The sequence below is a fragment of the Streptomyces lacaronensis genome, assembly GCF_047337785.1.
Lineage (GTDB): Bacteria > Actinomycetota > Actinomycetes > Streptomycetales > Streptomycetaceae > Streptomyces > Streptomyces lycopersici.
Genome location: NZ_JBLHDK010000003.1, coordinates 2,430,365 through 2,448,900, shown reverse-complemented (window position 1 = coordinate 2,448,900; position 18,536 = coordinate 2,430,365). Strand labels below are relative to the sequence as shown.

The window sequence follows — 18,536 nt, the reverse complement described above, 5'->3', positions numbered from 1 at the left end:
CGGTGCGCAACCGAGAAGAGCGAGAAGAGCGAGAAGAGCGATGAACGCCAGGAGGGGGAAGCAATGAGCAGTGAGGGTCGTGATCAGTATGACGTCGTGGTGGTCGGGGGCGGTCCCGGTGGGGCGACGCTGGCCGCGCTCGTCGCCATGCGGGGCCACCGAGTCCTGATTCTGGAGAAGGAGACGTTTCCGCGGTATCAGATCGGCGAGTCGCTGCTGCCGTCCACGATCCACGGCGTCTGCCGGATGACGGGGGTGGCGGAGAAGCTGGCCGCGGCCGGGTTCACCCCGAAGAAGGGCGGCACGTTCCGCTGGGGTGCCAACGCCGAGCCGTGGACGTTCTCCTTCTCGGTGTCCCCGAAGATCGCGGGGGCCACTTCGCACGCGTACCAGGTCGAGCGCTCGAAGTTCGACACCATCCTGCTGGAGCACGCGGTGGAGAAGGGCGCGGAGGTGCGCTTCCGGGTGTCGGTCTCCGATGTGATCGAGGACGGTGAGCGGGTCACCGGCGTGCGGTACAGCGACGCGGACGGCACCGAGCACGAGGTGCACGCCACGTACGTCGTGGACGCGTCGGGCAACGGCAGCCGGCTGCACAAGCGGGTGGGTGGTACCCGGGAGTACTCGCAGTTCTTCCGCAGCCTCGCGCTGTTCGGCTACTTCGAGGGCGGCAAGCGGCTGCCCGCACCCAACTCGGGCAACATCCTGTCCGTGGCGTTCGAGAGCGGCTGGTTCTGGTACATCCCGCTCACCCCCGACCTCACCAGCGTCGGCGCCGTCGTCCGGAGGGAGAACGCCGACAAGATCCAGGGCGATCCGGAGCGCGCCCTGCTGGCGCTCATCGACGAATGCCCGCTCATCAAGGAGTATCTGTCGGACGCCACCCGGGTGACGGAGGGCCAGTACGGCCAGCTCCGGGTGCGCAAGGACTACTCCTACCACCAGACCAAGTTCTGGCGGCCCGGCCTCGTGCTCATCGGCGACGCCGCCTGCTTCGTCGACCCGGTGTTCTCCTCCGGCGTCCACCTGGCCACCTACAGCGCCCTGCTGGCGGCCCGCTCGATCAGCAGCAGCCTGGCCGGGATCGTGTCCGAGGAGGCGGCGTTCACCGAGTTCGAGGCCCGCTACCGCCGGGAGTACGGCGTCTTCTACGAGTTCCTGATGTCCTTCTACGACATGCACGTGGACGAGGACTCCTACTTCTGGTCGGCCAAGAAGGTCACCCGCAACCAGCACACCGAGCTGGAGTCGTTCGTCGAGCTGGTGGCGGGCGTGTCGTCCTCGGAATTCGACCTCGACGGGGCCGAGTCGGCCGCGCTGCGCATGAAGTCCAAGTCGGCCGAGTTCGTCTCCGCCATCGACGAGATGTCCGCCGACGCGGAGGGGAACATGACGCCGCTGTTCCGCTCCACCGCGGTGCGCCAGGCGATGCAGGAGGGCGCGCAGGTGCAGAGCCGGGCCTTCCTCGGCGAGGACCTCGGCCCCGATGTGCCGATGTTCCCCGGCGGGCTCGTCACCTCCGACGACGGCATGCTCTGGCAGCCGGGGCCGGCCTGACGATGCCTGTCGTCCGGATCAACGGGGTCCAGCTGAACTACCAGGAGCACGGAACGGGGGACCCGGTCGTCATGGTGACCGGCACCGGGGCCCCCGGCCGGATGTGGCGCACCCACCAGGTGCCCGCGCTCAAGGCGGCCGGCTTCAAGGTGATCACCGTGGACAACCGCGGGATCCCGCCGAGCGACCTCTGCGCCGAGGGCTTCACCCTCGACGACATGGCGGCGGACATCGCGGGCCTCATCGAGCACCTCGGCGCGGGCCCGTGCCGGATCGTGGGCTTCTCCCTGGGCGGCATCATCGTCCAGGAGCTGATCCTGGCCCGGCCCGAACTCGTCCGGTCGGCCGTGCTGATGGCGACCAGCGGCCGGGCCGACACCTTCGCCACCGCCCAGGCGATCGCGGAGATGGACCTGGCCGACAGCGGGGTGAAGCTGCCGCCCCGCTATGCCGCCTATGTCAACGCGTTGCAGAGCCTGTCCCCGCAGACCCTGGCCGATGAGCAGCGGCTGCGCGACTGGCTGGACATCTTCGAGATCTCCGCCATCGACCTGGCCTCGGTCCGCGGCCAGCTCGGCCTGCAACTGATCCCCAACCGGCTGCCCGCGTACGCGGCCATCCGCTGCCCGTGCCTGGTCCTGGGCTTCGAGCACGACCTGATCGTACGGCCGCAACTCACCCGGGAGGTCGCCGACGCCATCCCGGGCGCCCGCTACACCGAGATCCCCGGCTGCGGACACTACGGCTATCTGGAGAAGCCGGCCGCGGTGAACGCCGCGCTCGTCGACTTCTTCACCGCTCCCCTCGTCGCTGGGGCGGCGGCCCCGGGCGGTGGGCGGGTGCCGGTTCCTTCCGGTGGCCCGGTGGCCCTTCCCGCCGGTGGTCCGTCGGCGGTCCCGGCCGGTGGCCCGGTGGGTGCGGAAAGCCGATCGTGAAGACGAGGCCCCCCTCCGGGCGGGCCTCCACGGCGAGCGTGGCGTCATGCGCCACCGCGATGGCCTGCACGATCGACAGCCCAAGTCCCAGGCCGTCCTTGTTGGTCCGCGGGTCGCCGAGCCGCTGGAACGGCTGGAACATCTGGTCCAGCGCGCTCGGCGGCACCACCGGACCGGAGTTGGCCACGGTCAGGACGGCCCGGCCGGGCTCGTCCGCGGTGGCCACCTCCACCCAGCCGTACGGCTCGTTGTGCCGCAGCGCGTTGTCCACCAGGTTGATGACGAGCCGTTCGGCCAGCGGCCGGTGGCCCGCCGCGACCGTGGCCGCCAACGCACAGCGCGGCGTGACCCGCCGCCGCTCCGCGTCCGTCCGGCGGGCCGCCACGACCTCCCGCGCCAGCCGGTCCAGGTCGAACGGCCTGCGCACCTCGATCCCCGCGTGGCTGCGGGCCAGGGTGAGCAGCGCCTCGATCATGCGCTCCTGCTGGGCGCCCGCGGCGAGGATCCGTTCGTGCGCCGCACGCAGCGACGCCACGTCCGCGTCGGGGTCCGACAGGGCCAGCTGCCCCAGCGTCCGCTGCCTGGCGAGGGGAGTGCGCAGCTCATGCGAGGCGTTGGCGACGAACCGGCGCTGTGCCTCGAACGATGTCTCCAGCCGGCCGAGCAGACCGTCGAACGTGTCGCCCAGCTCCTTGAGTTCATCGCTCGGGCCATCGAGGGCGAGGCGCTGATGCAGGCTGGTCGCCGAGATCTCCCGGGCGGCGCCGATGACCGTACGCAGCGGGCGCAGTATCCGCCCCGAGACCACCCAGCCCAGCGCGATCGAGATGACCGACATCAGCCCGAGCGCGATCGCGGACTGCACCAGCAGGTCGTGCAGCACGGCGTCCCGCTGCAGCTCCATGATCTCCCGCGCCGCGGCCGGAAGGATGTCGCGAGTGCTCTCCCCGATGCGCCCCCGCGGTGGCGGCACCGGCGGGGAGTGGCCGTCGGTCTCGCCCGTCCGTGGCCCACCGCCGTCCGGTGCGGGCTGCCCGCCGGACAGCGAACCGCCGCCTGACCCCAGCACCAGCAGATACGTGATCGTCAGCAGTGCCGCCCCCGAGAGCAGGAACAGCGCCCCGTACAGCAGCGTCAGCTTCAGCCGCACCGTACGCCGGGGCAGGGCCGAGTGCGCCAGCCGGGCGGTGAGCCGGGACAGCGGAGACTTGAGCCGGGGCAGCGAAGGCATCGGCGGCCTCAGATCCGGTAGCCGCGCTTGGCGACGGTCTCGATCACCGGCGGATCGCCCAGCTTGGCCCGCAGCCTGCTGATGGTGATCTTCACGGCGCTGGTGAACGGATCGGCGGCCTCGTCCCACACCCGCTCGAGCAGCTCCTCCGCCGACACCGCCCGCCCCTTGGCCGACAGCAGCAGCTCCAGCACGCCGAACTCCTTCGGCGCCAGCTCCAGCGTCCGGCCCGCGCGGGCGGCCCTGCGGCGCGCCGTGTCCACCACCAGGTCCCCGTGGTGCACCACCGGCGGCACGGCCGGATGCGCCCGCCGCGCCAGGGCGCCGATCCGCGCGATCAGCACCGGGAAGTCGAACGGTTTCGCCAGATAGTCATCGGCCCCCAGATTGAGCCCGTCGACCAGATCCTCCGCCGAGGCCGCCGCGGTCAGCATCAGCACCCTGCTGCGGCAGCCGGACGCGATCAGCTCGGAGCAGATCGCGTCGCCGTGCGTCCCGGGCAGATCCCGGTCCAGCACGATCACGTCGTAGTCACTGAACAGCGCCCGCTCAAGGCCGCTCTCCCCGTCGAACGCCACATCGACGGCCATCTGCGCCCGCCGTAAGCCGACGGCCACCGCCTGCGCCATTTCCTGGTCGTCCTCCACCACGAGCACGCGCACCCGCTCCCCCTCCTCGGTCTGTCCAACCGGCCCTTCGGCCCTGCCCCCTGGACAGCGGGATCCAGAATGCCCCGGCTCCGGTTTCCGCGAGGTTTCACCCGTTGTCCAAGTGCAGAGAATACGCGGTTGGACGCCACTTCAATAGTCGACCTTGCCGCTCCCGATGGCCCCTCGTTACCTTGAATTCCGGCCCGTTCCGGGGAAGTTGGAGGGAGTGAAGATGACCAATCCGTTCGACGACGAAAACGGTTCCTTTCTGGTCCTGCTGAACGACGAGGGCCAGTATTCGCTGTGGCCCGCCTTTGCCGAGGTACCGGCCGGCTGGCGCGTCGTGTTCGGCGAGGACGCCCGCAAGAACTGCCTGGACTACATCGAGGAGAACTGGCGCGACATGCGCCCCAAGAGCCTCATCGACCAGCTCACATAGGTCGGAACGACCCAAGCCGAGGAGAGCGTCGTGTCCATAGGCGGCCCAGGGCCGATGATGATTCGTGCGGTGGGCCCCGACCCATCCGTGACCAAGCAGAAAATAAAAGCAGGGACCGCGAAACGGATAGTTCCGTATACCCGGCCGTACCGCGTCAGCGTCTGTCTGCTGCTGCTCATGACCCTGGCGAACGCCGCGATTGTGGTGGCCGTCCCCATCCTCTTCAAATACCTCATCGACAATGGCATCGCCGAACATGATTCCGATGTCGTCGTGGGTATCGCCGTGGCGGTCGGCGGACTGGCTGTCCTCGGCACGCTGCTGGGGTTCGGCGAGGCGTGGTACTCGGCCCGGGTCAGTGAAGGACTCGTCTACGAGCTGCGCACCGAGGTCTTCGACCATGTGCAGCGCCAGCCGCTGGCGTTCTTCACCCGGGCCCAGACCGGCGCCCTGGTCAGCCGGCTCAACGCGGATGTGGTCGGGGCCCAGCAGGCCCTGACCTCACTGCTGTCCACGGTCGTCTCGGCCGCGCTCACCCTGCTGTTCGTCCTCATCACGATGTTCTACCTGTCCTGGGTGATCACCCTGATCTCCCTGGTCGTGCTGCCCTTCTTCATCCTCCCCGGCAAGGTCGTCGGGCGTCGGCTGCAGCGGCTCATGCGCTCCCAGATGGAACAGAACGCCGAAATGGGCGCGCTGATGAACGAGCGGTTCAACGTGGCCGGGGCGCTGCTGGCCAAGCTGTACGGCCGGCCCAGCCGGGAGCTGCGCCAGTTCACCAAGCTGGCCGGAAGGGTCCGCGACCTCGGCGTCCTGACCGCCGTCAACGGCAAGCTGCTCTTCCTGTCGATGGTCCTCCTCAGCGCGCTCGCCACCGCCGTGGTCTACGGCGTGGGCGGCCGTCTCGTCATCGACGACGCCTTCGAGATCGGCACCCTGGTGGCCCTGGCCACGCTGCTCACCCGGCTCTTCGGCCCGATCAACCAGCTCTCCGGCGCCCAGGCCAACGTGGTCACCGCTCTCGTCAGCTTCGACCGGCTCTTCGAGATCCTCGACCTCAAGCCGCTCATCTCCGAGAAGCCCGACGCGATCGCCCTGCCCCGCGACGGCGCGCCCGAAATCGTCTTCGACGGCGTCTCGTTCTCGTACCCGGCCGCCGCGGACGTCTCGCTCGCCTCCCTCGAATCGATCGCCATACCGCGGACGGAGCGCAGCAGGAACGACTGGACCCTGCGCGAGCTGAGCTTCCGGCTGCCCGCCGGCAAGCTCACCGCCCTCGTCGGCCCCTCAGGCGCCGGCAAGACCACCATCACCCATCTCGTACCCCGGCTGTACGACCCCGGCGAGGGCGCCGTCAGCATCGACGGACACGACCTCCGGGACCTCACACTGGAGTCCCTCTACGACACCATCGGCGTCGTCACCCAGGACGCCTACCTCCTCCACGCCACCATCGGCGACAACCTCCGCTACGCCCGCCCGGAGGCCACCGAGCAGGAGATGATCGACGCCTGTAAGGCCGCCCAGATCTGGGGCCTGATCGAGTCCCTGCCCGACGGCTTCGACACCGTCGTCGGCGACCGCGGCTACCGGCTCTCCGGCGGCGAGAAACAGCGCGTCGCCATGGCCCGGCTGCTGCTCAAGGCGCCACCGGTCGTCGTCCTCGACGAGGCCACGGCACACCTCGACTCCGAGTCCGAGGCCGCGCTGCAACGGGCGCTGGAGACCGCGCTCGCGGGGCGCACCTCGCTGGTGATCGCCCACCGGCTGTCCACGATCCGCGACGCCGACCAGATCCTCGTGATCGACGGCGGCCGGGTGCGGGAGAGCGGCACTCATGAGGAGCTCCTTGCCCTGGGTGGGCTCTACGCGGAGCTGTACCGCACCCAGTTCGCGGGGCGTGGCGGGCCGGGTGGTCATGAAGCGCCGCCCAATGGGCGTGGGCCGGTGCCGCCCCATGGCCACGGGCCGGTGGGGAATGGACATGCGCCGGGGCCCCCTGGACACGCACCGGTGGCGATGCCCGGGGGCCCGCCGCCCGGCCACGGCTGAGCACGGCCGAGCACGGAGCTCCGACCACCGCCATCGCGTACCGCAGCAGAGGAGACATCCATGCATGGCACGACCGAACCCTGGCGACCGCTGGGCGAGTTGTTCGACGCCCAGGTGGCCGAGTCGCCGGACGCGGTGGCGGTGATCGGCGCGGACGGTCTGGAGTGGTCGTACGCGGAGCTGGCGGCGCGGGCGGACCGGGTGGCCGGGGCGCTGGCCGCTCGCGGGGTCCGGCGCGGTGACCTCGTGGCCGTGGTGCTGGACCGGTCCGCCGAGCTGGTGGCGGTGTGGCTGGGGGTGGTGAAGGCCGGGGCGGGGTTCGTTCCAGTGGATCCGGCGTACCCGGTGGAGCGGATCGGGTGGATGGTCGAGGACGCCGGGCCGGTGCTGGCGGTGTGCTCGGAGGAGACGCGGGCGTTGGTTCCGGCCGGGGTGGAGTCCCTGGTCCGGGATCCGGCCGCGGAGGGTGAATCGGCGCCCCCGGTGTCCGTGGGCGCCGATGACGTGGCGTATGTGATCTACACGTCGGGCTCGACGGGCCGTCCCAAGGGCGTGCTCGTGACCCATCGAGGCATCGGCAACCTGGCGGCCGCCCAGATCGACCGGTTCGCGGTGGGCGCCGATGCGCGGGTGTTGCAGCTGGCGTCGTTGAGCTTCGACGCCGCGGTTTCCGAGATCTGCATGGCGTTGCTCTCCGGCGCCGCGTTGGTGATGGCGGACGCGGACGGGTTGCCGCCGCAGGGGTCGTTGAGCGAGACGGTGGCGGAGTACGGCGTCACACATGCGACCGTGCCGCCGTCGGTGCTGGCGACGGTGGAGGAGCTGCCGGAGAGCCTGCGGACGCTGGTGGTGGCGGGTGAGGTGTGCCCGCCGGGACTGGTGGAACGGTGGGTTCCTGGACGGCGGATGATCAATGCGTACGGCCCGACCGAGGTCACCGTGTGCGCCACGATGAGCGCGCCTCTGGAGCAGTCCGGGCCGGTGCCGATCGGTGGGCCCATCGCCAACACGCGGGTGTTCGTGCTGGATGAGCGCCTGCGTCCGGTCCCCGAGGGTGTGCTGGGCGAGTTGTATGTCGCGGGTCCCGGGCTCGCGCGGGGCTATCTGCGCCGCCCGGGACTGACGGCGGAACGCTTCGTGGCCTGCCCGTTCACGGACGGGCGGATGTATCGCACGGGCGACCTCGCCCGGCGGACGGCCGACGGTGAGCTGGTCTTCGGCGGGCGTGCGGACGAGCAGGTGAAGGTGCGTGGCTTCCGGGTGGAACCGGGCGAGATCGAGGCCGTTCTCGCCGGACACAGGAGTGTCGGCCACGTCGCCGTGGTCGTACGGGAGGACCGCCCCGGGGATCGGCGACTCGTGGCGTACGTCGTTCCCGAGGGGGACCACGTGGACACCGGCGGACTGCGGGAGTACGTGGCCGAGCGGCTGCCGGAGTACATGGTGCCCACCGCCGTCGTCGCCCTGGACGCGCTCCCGGTCACGGTGAACGGCAAGCTGGACCGCGACGCCCTCCCCGCCCCCGACTTCGCCGACGCCGCCGAGGGCCGTGGTCCGCGGACGCCCACCGAGGAACTGCTCTGCCGGCTCTATGGCGAGATCCTCGGCCTGGAGCGGGTCAGCGCGGAGGCATCCTTCTTCGAGCTCGGCGGCGACTCGATTCTGACCATGCTGCTGGTGTCAGTGGCCCGGCGCGCCGGGCTGGTGATCGCCCCGTACCAGGTGTTCGAGCTCGCCACCCCGGCCCGCCTCGCCGACGTCGCCGAACCGCTGGACGAGGGCGCCGCGAAGGGCGACCGGGCGCGGGGTGCCGGGCACGTGCCGCTCTCCCCGGCCATGCACGACCTATTGGACCGGGAGGGGCTTCAGGGGCCCGGGGGACCCGGAGTGGGCGCGGGATTCCGGTCGGCCGTGCTGGACCTCCCGGCCGGGCGCGGCCTGAGCGACGTCGTCCGTGCGCTGCAAGCCGTCGTCGATCGCCACGACATGCTGCGGGCCCGGTTGGAGACCACGCCTGAGCGGCGGCTGACCGTACCCCCGGCGGGTTCGGTGTCCGTCCGACCGTGGACGCGGCGGGTGGCGACGGCGGGTACGGCCGCCGACCAGCTCCAGCGGCTGCTCGCCGCAGAGTCGGCCGGGGCCGGACGGCGGCTGGACCGGCGGGCCGGGGTGATGGCCCAGGCCGTGTGGTGCGACAGCGGGCCGGACGCGCCGGGGCGGCTGCTCGTCGTGGCGGACCGGCTGGTGGTCGATGCGGTGTCCTGGCGGATCCTGCTGGAGGACGTGGCCGCCGGGATCGCAGGGCGGGAGACGGCGGCCGTCCCGACGTCATTCCGCCACTGGACACGGGCCCTGGCCACGCAGGCCGACAGTGCGCGGCGGCGCGCGGAGCTGCCCGCCTGGACCGAACTCCTCGCCACCGGGGACCCGTTGCTCAACTCCCGGCCCGCCGACTCGGGCCGCGACACGAACGTCCCGGTGCGACGCGCCTCCGTACGCGTCCCGGCCGACATCACGGCGGCGGTGCTGACCGCCCTGCCGGACGCGTTCCACACCGGCGCGGAGACGGTCCTGCTGACCGGGTTGACCGCCGCCCTCGCCGCCTGGCGCGACGGCCAGGACCGGACCGGTGGCTTCCTCGTGGACGTGGCCGTGCCGGACCACGGGCGTGGCGCCCTGGGCAGCGGCGCCGATCTCTCCCGGACCGTGGGCTCGTTCGCCCACCATCATCCCGTACGCCTCGACACCGGGGCCGCCGACCTCGCGGAGATCCGCCTCGGCGGGCCTGGCGCGGGCCGGGCCGTGAAGCGGATCAAGGAACAGCTGCGGGCCGTCCCCGGCGATGGACTCGGCTACGGCCTGCTGCGCCACCTCAACCCCGACACCGCCGCCACGCTCGCCGCCCTGCCCACCCCGCGCCTCGGCTTCACCGCCCCGGGCGATGACGACCGACCGCCCACGCATCCCCTCGAAGCGGCGGCCCGCGTCGAGGGAGCCGAACTGGTCATCAGCCTGGTCTGGCCGGAGCCCCTCCTCACCGGACCGGCCGCGCGGCGACTGCTCGAAGCGTGGGCGGAGATGCTGTCCGGCCTCGCCGCACACTCCGGCGGTGGCCACACGCCGTCCGACTTCCCGCTGCTGGCACTCGACCAGGCCCAGATCGAGGAGCTGGAGGCCGAGGTGGCGGGTGGCGTGGTCGACGTACTGCCGCTGTCACCGCTCCAAGAGGGTCTGCTCTTCCACGCGATGTTCGATGAGCGGGAGCGGGACATCTATGTGGAGCAGAAGGTCCTGGAGCTCGAAGGGCCGCTGGACGGGCGGAGGTTGCGCGCCACCTGGCAGGCGCTCGTCGAACGGCACGGCAGTCTGCGCACCGGCTTCCGCCGCCTCGTCGGCGTGGACGAACCCGTCCAGGTGATCGCCCGCCATGTCACCCTGCCCTGGCACGAGGTGGACCTGTCGGACCTCGGCGCCGAGGCGGCGCGGGACCGGGCGGACCGCCTGGAGAGCGCCGAACGGGCCCGCCGCTTCGACCTCGCGGCCCCACCCCTGGCACGAATCCTGCTGGTGAAGACGGGCCCTGACCGCCACCGCATGGTCGTGACCCTGCACCACATCGTGCTCGACGGCTGGTCGCTGCGGATCCTCATCCGCGAGCTGTGGGCCGGCTACACGGCCGGTGGCGACACCCGCGAACTGGCGCCGACCACGCCCTACGGCGACTATCTGGCCTGGCTCGCCCGCCAGGACCGGGAGGCTGCGCGCGCCGCCTGGCAACGGGCGCTGGATGGCGTGTCCGAACCGACGACGGTCGCCGCGCTCGACCCGAACGCCGAACCCGTCCTCACCCGCAAGGTTCTCGCCGAGACCGGCGACCATCTGGCCGGTGCGCTGCGGGAGCTCGCCCGCGCCCACGGCGTCACGCTGAACACCGTGCTGCAGGTGGCCTGGGCCCAGGTCGTCGGCAAGCTCACCGGCCGAAGCGATGTGGTGTTCGGCGCCGCGGTGGCCGGACGTCCGCCGGAACTGGCGGGAATGGCGGACATGCTGGGGCTCTTCATCAACACGATCCCCGTGCGGATCCGGCTGCGCCCGGCAGACTCCGTCGCCCACCTGCTCACGGTGGTGCAGTCCCAGCAGTCGGCGCTGCTCGGCCACCAGCACCTCGGCCTCAAGGAGATCCAGCGCCTGGCCGGACCGGGCGCCACGTTCGACACCCTGATGGCCTTCGAAAACTTCCACGCGGGCGAGACCGGCCCGGCCGCTCCTCTGCGGCTGACCGACAGCACGACCCGGATGGCGACCACCTTCCCGCTGACGCTGGGGGTCGACCCGGCGGACGAGCTGAAGTTCTGGCTGGACTACCGCCCGGACGCGTTCGACGAGGACGCCGCCCGGGGCGTGGTACGGCGGCTGGTGCGGGTGCTGGAGCAGATGGCCTTGGATCCGGGGGTTCGGGTGAGCGGGGTTGAGGTGCTGGGGTGTGGGGAGCGGGGGCGGGTGGTGGAGGAGTGGAACGCTACTGGGCGGGTTGTGCCGGTGGGGCCGTTGGGGGAGTTGTTCGATGCGCGGGCTGAGTTGTGGCCGGATGCGGTGGCGGTGGTGGGTGCGGATGGTGGGGAGTGGTCGTACGCGGAGTTGAGGGAGTGGTCGGATCGGGTGGCGGGGGTGTTGGCCGCGCGGGGTGTGGGGCGGGGTGATCTGGTGGGTGTGGTGTTGGAGCGGTCGGTGGATGTGGTGGCGGTGTTGTTGGGGGTGGTGAAGGCGGGGGCGGGGTTTGTGCCGGTGGATCCGGCGTATCCGGTGGAGCGGATCGGGTGGATGGTCGAGGACTCGGCGCCTGCGCTCGTCGTGTGCTCGGAGAAGACGCGGGGGCTGGTTCCGGCCGGAGTGGAGTGCTTGGTGTGGGACTCGTCAGCGGAGGGTGGACCGGCGCCCGCGGTGTCCGTGGACCTCGATGATGTGGCGTATGTGATCTACACGTCGGGGTCGACGGGGCGGCCGAAGGGTGTGGCGGTGACGCATCGTGGCATCGGTAACCTGGCGGCGGCGCAGATTGAGCGGTTTGCGGTGGGTGTTGATGCGCGGGTGTTGCAGTTGGCGTCGTTGAGTTTCGACGCGGCGGTGTCCGAGATGTGTATGGCGTTGTTGTCGGGTGCCGCGTTGGTGATGGTGGGTGCGGACGGGTTGCCGCCGAAGCGGTCGTTGAGTGGTGTGGTGGCGGAGTTCGGTGTTACGCATGTGACGGTGCCGCCGTCGGTGTTGGCGACGGTGGAGGAGTTGCCGGGGAGCGTGCGGACGCTGGTGGTGGCGGGTGAGGTGTGCCCGCTGTCGTTGGTGGAGCGGTGGGCGCCGGGGCGGCGGATGGTCAATGCGTACGGGCCGACCGAGGTGACCGTATGCGCGACGATGAGCGCTCCGCTGGAGCCGTCCGGCCCGGTGCCGATCGGCCGTCCGATCGCCAATACGCGGGCGTATGTGCTGGACGAGTTTCTACGGCCCGTACCCGAAGGCGTCGCGGGCGAGCTGTACGTCGCGGGGCCGGGGCTCGCGCGTGGCTATCTCGGTCGTCCGGGGCTGACGGCGGAACGGTTCGTGGCGTGCCCGTTCACGGGCGGGCGGATGTACCGCACCGGTGACCTCGTCACATGGACGACCGATGGTGAGCTGATCTTCGGTGGCCGGGCGGACGACCAGGTGAAGGTGCGTGGCTTCCGGGTGGAGCCGGGTGAGATCGAGGCCGTCCTCGCAGGACACCGGAGTGTCGGCCACGTGGCCGTCGTCGTACGGGAGGACCGCCCCGGCGACAAGCGGCTGGTGGCGTACGTCGTCCCTGATGGGGATGTGGATAGCGCCGGGCTGCGGGAGTACGTGGCCGAGCGGCTGCCGGACCACATGGTCCCCGCCGCGGTCGTCGCCCTGGACGCCCTCCCGGTCACCGTCAACGGCAAGCTGGACCGCGCCGCGCTCCCCGCCCCGGACTTCTCCGATGCCACCGGGCGTGGTCCCGCCACGCCGACCGAGGAGATCCTCTGCGGTCTGTATTGCGAGGTTCTCGGGCTCGAACGGGTCGGCACCGAGGTGTCATTCTTCACCATCGGTGGCGACTCGATCCTCGCCATGAAGCTCATCGCCCGGATCGGCGCCGTCCTCGACACCGAGCTCACCATCGGCGAGCTGTTCGCCGCCCCCACGGTGGCCGGAGTCGCCCGCCTCGTCGCGGCGGCGGGAGCTACGGCCGTCCGGGCCGCGCTGACACCACGGCCGAGGCCGGAGGCGCCGCCGCTCTCGTACGCCCAGCGGCGCATGTGGTTCCTCAACCGGCTTGAGGAGACCAACCCGGGAGCCGGAGCGGTCTACAACCTGCCGCTGGCCCTGCGGCTCTCCGGCGAGCTGGATGTCACCGCGCTGGAAGCCGCCCTCGGCGATGTCGCCGACCGGCACGAGAGCCTGCGCACGGTCTTCCCGGAGACCGATGGTGAGCCGCGCCAGCAGGTGCTGGAGGGCGAGGCGGGCCGACCCCGCCTCGTCGTCGTGGAGACCAGCGAGGAACTCCTCGCGGCCGAGCTCGGGTCGCACGCGGACCGCGGCTTTGATGTGACCGTCGATCTGCCGTGGCGGGCACGGCTGTTGAAGACGGGGCCGTCGGAGTATGTGCTGCTGATCGTCGCGCATCACATCGCCGTGGACGGCTGGTCGATGGGCGTGCTGGCGCGGGACCTGGGGGCGGCGTATGCGGCTCGGCGGGCGGGTGGCGCGCCGGGGTGGGAGCCGCTGCCGGTGCAGTACGCGGACTACGCGCTGTGGCAGCGCGAGGTACTGGGCGCCCCCGAGGACCCGGGAAGCGTGATCAGTGGCCAACTCGGCTACTGGCGTGAGGCGCTGGCCGGTGCGCCCCAGGAGCTCACGCTGCCGACCGACCGGCCCCGGCCCGCGGTGTCCTCCTTCCGCGGTGGCGAAGTCCCGATCCGGATCAGCGCGGAGACCCATGCCCGGCTGCTGGACGTGGCCCGCCGTGGCCGCGCCACCCTGTTCATGGTGGTGCACGCCGCCCTTTCCGTGCTGCTGAGCCGGGTGGGCGCAGGCGACGACATCCCGATAGGCGTGCCGATCGCGGGTCGTGGCGACCCGGCGCTGGACGACCTGGCCGGGTTCTTCGTCAACACCCTGGTCGTCCGCGCCGATCTCAGCGCGGACCCGTCCTTCACCGAGCTGCTGGCGCAGGTGCGGGAGACCGATCTGGCCGCGTACGCGCACCAGGATGTGCCGTTCGAGCGGCTGGTCGAGGAGCTGAACCCGTCGCGCTCGCTCTCCCACAACCCGCTGTTCCAGGTCCTGCTGGCCCTGCAGAGCGTACCGGCGCCGCAATGGGGCCTGCCGGGGCTGCGGGTCCGGCAGATACCGGCGGCCGCCCAGGTCCCGGCGCGCTTCGATCTGTCGCTCGACCTGGCCGAGCACCGTGATGGTGTGGGGGCGCCGGCGGGGTTGGGTGGGGCGTTGCTGTTTGCGGTGGATTTGTTTGATGAGGGTACGGCGCGGGGGTTGGTGGGGCGGTTGGTGCGGGTGTTGGAGGCGGTGGCGGTTGATCCGGGGGTGCGGGTGAGTGAGATCGATGTGTTGGGGGAGGTGGAGCGGGCTCGGGTGGTGGAGGAGTGGAATGCCACGGGGGTTGCGGTGTCCGGCGGTTCGGTTGTGGAGCGGTTTGAGGGGTGGGTTGGGGTGGCGCGGGATGTGGTGGCGGTGCGGTGTGGTGGTGAGGCGTTGTCGTATGGGGAGTTGGACGAGCGGGCGAATCGGTTGGCTCGGCTTCTGACCGGGGTGGGCGTCGGTTCGGAATCGCGGGTCGCGCTGTGTTTGGCGCGGTCGGTGGAGATGGTGGTGGCGGAGTTGGCGGTGTGGAAGGCCGGTGGGGCGTTCGTTCCGCTGGACCCGGAGTATCCGGCGGACCGGTTGGGGTTCGTGATCGCGGACAGCGGCGCCGAAGTGGTCCTCGGTACGTCGGAGAGCTTGGCCGAGATGCCGGTCGGTGGGGCTCGTGTCGTGCGTATGGAGGAGGCGGGCGGCTTCTCCGCCGAGCCGCTGGGGAGGGGCGTCCTCCCCGATCAGTTGGCGTATGTGATCTATACGTCGGGTTCGACGGGGCGGCCGAAGGGTGTGGCTGTCGCTCACGGTGGCGTGGCGAACCTGGCCGAGGCGATGCGTCCGGTGCTGGGGATGGACGCGGGTGTGGTGGCGTTGCAGTTCGCGTCGTTCAGCTTCGACGCCGCCGTCCTCGATGTCGTGGTGACGCTGGCCGCTGGTGGCACGTTGGCGGTGGCGAGCGCGGAGGAGCGCAAGGATCCGCAGGCGCTGGCGGAGATGATCGGCCGGTGCGGGGTGCGGGTGGCAAGCGTGGTGCCGTCGCTGTTGGGAGTGCTGGACCCGGATGCCGAGCCCGGGGTGAGCAATTGGGTCTTGGGCGCGGAGCGGCTGAGTGCGGAGCTGGCCGGGCGGTGGTCGGCCGGGGCACGGGTGTGGAACACGTACGGCCCGACCGAGGCCACCGTCATCACCACCGCCACCGCCATGCCTCTCGATCCCGGGCTGGGTACGGCACCACCGATAGGCCGCCCTCTGCCCAACAACAAGGTGTTCGTGCTGGACACCTTCCTCAAGCCGGTCCCCGTGGGCGTCACGGGCGAGGTCTATATCGCCGGTGCCGGTCTGGCCCGGGGCTATATCGGTCGGCCAGGGCTCTCCGCGGAGCGGTTCGTCGCCTGCCCTTTCGCCGCCCCGGGCGGGCGGATGTATCGCAGCGGCGACCTGGCGAAGTGGACCGAAGAGGGTGATCTCGTCTTCGCGGGCCGCGTGGACGAGCAGGTCAAGGTCCGTGGTTTCCGCGTCGAGCCGGGTGAGATCGAGGCGGTCGTGGCCGCCTGTGAGGGCGTGGCACAGGTTGCGGTGGTGGTCCGCGAGGACGGGCCAGGGGATGGGCAACTGGTCGCCTACGTGGTCCCCAACGGGGAGCTGGACGTGGCGGCCGTGCGCGAGTTCGCGGCGGACCGGCTGCCGGAGTACATGGTCCCGGCCGTCATGGCGCTGGACGCGCTCCCCTTGACGGTCAACGGCAAGCTGGACCGCGCCGCGCTCCCCGCCCCCTCCAGTGCCGAGATGGTGCTGGGCCGGGCCGCCCGGACGCCCGCCGAAGAGATCCTCTGCGGGCTTTTCGCCGAGGTGCTTGGGCTCGATGAGGTCAGTGCCGACGCGTCGTTCTTCGAGCTCGGCGGTGACTCGATCATGTCGATGCTGCTGGTGTCGAGGGCGCGCAAGGCCGGTCTGGTGGTCAGCGCCCGGCAGGTGTTCGAGCGGCGCACTCCGGCGGAGCTGGCCGTGGTGGCCCGTGATGTGGCCACTGCCGATGGTCTGGAGGGCGGCGACACGGGCACCGGCGAGGTGCCGTTGACCCCGGTGATGCATGAGCTGCTGGACCGGGCCGGAGCGGAGCGCGTACGTGGGGTGTTCCAGTCGACCGTGGTGATGGCTCCGGCGGGGACGCGGCTGGAGACGCTGACCGCTGCCGTTCAGGCGGTGGTCGAACACCACGACATTCTGCGGGCCCGACTGGACACCGGGCCCGCCGCCCGCCTCCTCGTCCCCCCGACCGTCTCCGTGGCCGCGTGGGTGCGCCGAGTCGACGCCGGCGGCGTCGGGGCCGACCTCGAGCGCCTGATCGCCGAGCAGTCGCGGGCCGCCGCGGACCGGCTCGATCCGCAGGCCGGGGTGATGGCGCAGGTGGTCTGGTTCGACCTCGGCCCGAGCACCCACGGACGGCTTCTGCTCACCGTCCACCACCTCGCCGTGGACACGCTCTCCCTCCGCATCCTCATCCCGGACCTCGCCCAGGCATACGCGGACCTGGCCGCGGGCCGTGAGGTCGTGCTGGAGCCCGTGCCCACCTCCTTCCGGCACTGGGCCCGCGCCCTGCGCACCGAAGCCACCGGCCAACCGCGGCTCGCCGAACTCCCCGCCTGGACCCGGCTGCTGCGCGGCTCCGACGCGCCACTCGGCGATCGGCCCCTGGACCCGGTCCGCGACGTGGGCGCCACGCTGCGGCGGGTCTCCGTGACGGCCCCGTCGGAGCTCACCGCCACCCTGCTGACGGCGGTCCCGGCCGCCTTCCACGCCGGGATCGACGATGTGCTGCTCACCGCCCTCGCCTCCGCCGTCGCGGAGTGGCGGCGGCACGGTGGGCAGAGCACGGAGGGCGGGGTCCTCGTGGACGTGGAAGGCCACGGCCGGACGTCCGGCGGTCTCGATCTGGCCCGTACGGTGGGCTGGTTCACCAGCACGTACCCCGTACGACTCGACCCCGCCACACAGGACTTCGCCGGGCTGCGCGGCGGCGGGCCGGTGGCGGGACGGGCCGCAAAGCACATCAAGGAACAGCTCCGCGCCGTCCCGGGCGACGGCCTCGGCCACGGTCTGCTCCGCCATCTCAACCCCGAGACCGCGCCCACCCTCGCCGCCCTGCCCACCGCCCAGATCGGCTTCACCTACCTGGGCCGCTTCGCCGACGGGACACCGGAGCAGACGGCCGCCGCCTGGTCCGCCGCCGCCGAAGGCGGCCTCGGCGGCGGAGTGGGCGACGAGGTCCCGCTGGCGCACGCCCTGGAGGCCGTCGGCCTGGTCCGCGACCTGCCGGACGGCCCGCTGCTCACGTTGACACTCGCCTGGCCCCAGCACCTCCACCACACCGACGACATGCGACGACTCGCCGATGGCTGGCTGGCGATGCTCACCGGCCTCGCCACCCACACCACCGGCTCCGGCGGCGGCCACACACCGTCGGACTTCTCACTCATCACGCTCGACCAGAGCCAGATCGACGCGCTCGAAGCGGAACTCGCGGACAAGGGGGGAGCACGATGACTCAGATGCGAGTCCAGGACGTCTGGCCGCTGTCGCCGCTGCAGGAGGGTCTGCTCTTCCATGCGGTGTACGACGAGCGTGGCATTGACGTCTATGTCGAGCAACTCGTGCTTGACCTGGAGGGCAAGCTGGACCCCGCGGTGCTGCGCGACGCGTGGCAGGCCCTGCTCGACCGGCACGAGAGCCTGCGCGCGGGCTTTCGGCAGCTGGCCGGGGTGGCGCAGCCGGTGCAGGTCATCGCCCGGGGCGTGGAGCTGCCGTGGCGGGAGGAGGATCTGTCCGGGCTGGACGCGGATACCGCCCGTGCGGAGTCGGAGCGGTTGGGGATCGAGGAGCGGGAGCGGCGTTTCGACCTGGCGGTGCCGCCGTTGCTGAAGGTGTTGCTGGTCAGGGTCGGGCCGGATGAGCACCGGATGATGGTGACGCTGCATCACATCCTGCTGGACGGCTGGTCGCTGCCGGTGCTGATGCGGGAGTTGTGGACGTGTTACGAGGCCGGGGGCGGCACCCGTGGCCTCCCGCCCGTCACCCCGTACCGCGACTACCTCGCCTGGCTCGCCCGCCAGGACAAGGAAGCCGCGCGGAGCGCATGGCGACAGGAGCTGACGGGCACGGACGAGCCGACGCTGGTGGCACCGGGCGGACCGTCCACTGCCCCGGTCGCCTCCGGCAAGGCCGCCACCGACGCCGGGGCGGAACTCGCCGGCCGGCTGCGGGACCTCGCCCGCCGCAACGGCCTGACCCTGAACACCGTGATCCAGGCC

Annotated in this window: 6 protein-coding genes and 2 pseudogenes (1 of these 8 cut by a window edge); 6 read left to right on the top strand and 2 right to left on the bottom strand. The window is 71.5% G+C overall.

Features of this window, described 5'->3' with window-relative positions; all coding sequences use genetic code 11:
- Positions 1-63: 63 nt before the first annotated feature.
- Both ACMTAK_RS10605 and ACMTAK_RS10600 read left to right on the top strand, forming a co-directional pair.
- Positions 64-1,557: a tryptophan 7-halogenase gene (locus ACMTAK_RS10605; RefSeq protein WP_413805977.1), complete on the top strand. Its 1,494-nt coding sequence runs from the start codon at positions 64-66 to the stop codon at positions 1,555-1,557.
- Positions 1,558-1,559: 2 nt separating this feature from the next.
- A complete protein-coding gene (locus tag ACMTAK_RS10600; RefSeq protein ID WP_413805976.1) occupies positions 1,560-2,492 on the top strand; it encodes an alpha/beta fold hydrolase in 933 nt (310 codons plus the stop codon).
- A gap of 40 nt (positions 2,493-2,532) precedes the next feature.
- Here ACMTAK_RS10600 and ACMTAK_RS10595 read toward each other — a convergent pair.
- Both ACMTAK_RS10595 and ACMTAK_RS10590 read right to left on the bottom strand, forming a co-directional pair.
- Positions 2,533-3,330: pseudogene (locus ACMTAK_RS10595) on the bottom strand (sensor histidine kinase); the annotation flags it as partial.
- A 401-nt stretch (positions 3,331-3,731) separates the two neighbouring features.
- Complete coding sequence (locus ACMTAK_RS10590) at positions 3,732-4,385, bottom strand: response regulator transcription factor (protein ID WP_413805975.1); 654 nt, start codon at positions 4,383-4,385, stop codon at positions 3,732-3,734.
- Between the two features lie 220 nt (positions 4,386-4,605).
- Here ACMTAK_RS10590 and ACMTAK_RS10585 point away from each other — a divergent pair, with 220 nt between their 5' ends.
- From ACMTAK_RS10585 to ACMTAK_RS10570, 4 genes and pseudogenes are all read left to right on the top strand, one after another.
- Entirely contained in the window at positions 4,606-4,812 is a 207-nt protein-coding gene (locus tag ACMTAK_RS10585; protein WP_020866836.1) for an MbtH family protein, read from the top strand.
- Between the two features lie 54 nt (positions 4,813-4,866).
- Positions 4,867-6,864 (top strand): ABC transporter ATP-binding protein, encoded by a 1,998-nt coding sequence (locus ACMTAK_RS10580; protein WP_413812849.1) that lies wholly within the window; start codon positions 4,867-4,869, stop codon positions 6,862-6,864.
- An 87-nt stretch (positions 6,865-6,951) separates the two neighbouring features.
- Positions 6,952-17,772: pseudogene (locus tag ACMTAK_RS10575) on the top strand (amino acid adenylation domain-containing protein); the annotation flags it as partial.
- Positions 17,769-18,536 carry the 5' end (the start) of a non-ribosomal peptide synthase/polyketide synthase gene (locus ACMTAK_RS10570; RefSeq protein WP_413805973.1) on the top strand. The gene runs 19,761 nt beyond the window's last position, so only the first 768 of its 20,529 coding nucleotides appear in the window; it begins with the start codon at positions 17,769-17,771; its stop codon lies off the right edge, out of view. The pseudogene ACMTAK_RS10575 and the gene ACMTAK_RS10570, both read left to right, overlap by 4 nt.